Genomic DNA, 1844 nt, shown 5'->3' with positions numbered 1-1844 from the left:
TGACTTTGATTTGTAAAAACCAGATCAAAAGATCGCAGCCTTCGGCAGCTCCTACAGGGGGATTTGCGCAGGGTCAGAAGATTTGGGTGAACAGCCAGTAAAGGCTGCCCGACAGCAGGATGGCCGCTGGCAGGGTCAACACCCAGGCCATCAGCAAGTTGCGGATCGTGCGCATCTGCAACCCGGCGCCGTTGGCAACCATGGTCCCGGCCACGCCCGAGGACAACACATGGGTTGTCGATACCGGCAAACCGAACATGTCCGCCGCGCCGATGGTCAGCATCGCCACGGTTTCCGCCGAGGCGCCCTGGGCGTAGGTCAGATGAGTCTTGCCGATCTTCTCGCCGACGGTCACGACAATGCGCTTCCAGCCGACCATGGTGCCGAGTCCCAGGGCAATCGCCACGGCGATCTTCACCCACAGCGGAATGAACCGCGTGGCGTTGTCGATCTGTTGTTTGAACAGCTGCAGCTTGCTGCTGGTGTCGGCATCGAAGTTGCCGACCTTGTTCTTGTCCATCAGGCGAATGCTTTCGCTCGCCAGGTACATGTCGTTGCGCACGTTGCCCATGGCTTCGGCCGGGACCTTTGCCAGCGAACCGTAGCCTTTGACTTCCTCGCCGATATGCCCGGTCAGGGCGGCGAGGGCGGGGATCAGTTGCGGCGTGGGTTCCTTGCTGCGCACGTAATCCGAAAGGACCGGGCGCGGATCGGCAGGTGCTGGCAGCGGCGCACTTTTCACCAGCGCTTGTTGAGTGACTTGGGCGACGGCGGCGAATTGCAGCGCTTGTTCTTCCGGCATGGTCCGGTTCAATGCGTAGGCCATTGGCAGCGTGCCGACCAGAATCAGCATGATCAGGCCCATGCCTTTCTGACCGTCGTTGGAGCCGTGGGCGAACGACACGCCGGTGCAGGTGGCGATGAGCAAACCGCGAATCCACAGTGGCGGTGGAGTATTGCCTTCGGGCGCCTTGTACAGCGCACGGTTCTTGACGAACGCGCGCAATGCCAGCAGCAACAGCGCCGCACAACCGAAACCCACCAGCGGCGACAGCAGCAGCGCATAGCCGATCTTGGTCGCCTGCGCCCAGTCGACACCGCTGGTGCCGTCGCGACCGTGCATCAAGGCATTCGCCACGCCGACGCCGATGATCGAGCCGATCAAGGTGTGCGAAGACGACGCCGGCAAGCCCAGCCACCAGGTGCCGAGGTTCCACAGAATCGCCGCGATCAACAGGGCGAAGATCATCGCAAACCCGGCGGACGAGCCGACCTGCAGAATCAGCTCCACCGGCAACAGCGCAATGATGCCGAACGCCACCGCACCGCTCGACAGCAGCACCCCGAGGAAATTGAAGAACCCCGACCAGACCACCGCGACATTCGGCGGCAGTGAGTGCGTGTAGATCACCGTCGCGACGGCGTTGGCGGTGTCGTGGAAACCGTTGACGAACTCGAATCCCAGCGCGATCAACAGCGCCACGCCGAGCAACAGGAACGGCGTCCAGGTGGTGACCACCGTGCCGAGTTCGTGCATGTCGTGCATCAGGCTGTAGGCGGTAAACAGCATGCCCATGGCGAGCACGGCGAAAAAGATGACGTAGGTGAACGGACCGGTTTTCTTGTCGAGCGCCGGTCTGCCACTGGCGGCGGACGCAGGGCTGGCGGTCAGTGAGGGCGTGGCCATGGCGGACAATCCTGAGCGAGGGAAGGAATGTCGCCCATGATCGTTGCAGAATGTTACAGACGCCGAAGTCACTGCGACCGGGCAACTGGTCGGCGGCATCTCGCTGATCGTCGGTGATTCCAAGGGCGGTCTGGCCCAGTGGTTCATGGCCCGCGAC

1 protein-coding gene and 1 pseudogene are annotated in these 1844 nt (G+C 62.4%); one reads left to right on the top strand and one right to left on the bottom strand.

The annotated features are described in order from the left end of the window. Window positions 1-73 precede the first annotated feature (73 nt). Window positions 74-1687: an inorganic phosphate transporter gene (locus DCO47_RS26670; RefSeq protein WP_064364912.1), complete on the bottom strand. Its 1614-nt coding sequence runs from the start codon at window positions 1685-1687 to the stop codon at window positions 74-76. A gap of 58 nt (window positions 1688-1745) precedes the next feature. On the opposite strand from DCO47_RS26670, the pseudogene DCO47_RS27695 reads away from it, so the two are divergent. Beyond that, window positions 1746-1844 (top strand): annotated as a pseudogene (locus tag DCO47_RS27695) (hypothetical protein); the annotation flags it as partial.

The organism is Pseudomonas sp. NDM (assembly GCF_003105095.1).
Taxonomy (GTDB): domain Bacteria; phylum Pseudomonadota; class Gammaproteobacteria; order Pseudomonadales; family Pseudomonadaceae; genus Aquipseudomonas; species Aquipseudomonas moraviensis_A.
Note: the sequence above shows the minus strand (reverse complement) of the source record. Positions and strands in the feature narration are given on the sequence as shown.

Bases quoted from the DNA above. Each gene is read 5' to 3' on its own strand.
- DCO47_RS26670 (WP_064364912.1), bottom strand. From the start codon at position 1,687: ATGGCCACGCCCTCACTGACCGCCAGCCCTGCGTCCGCCGCCAGTGGC.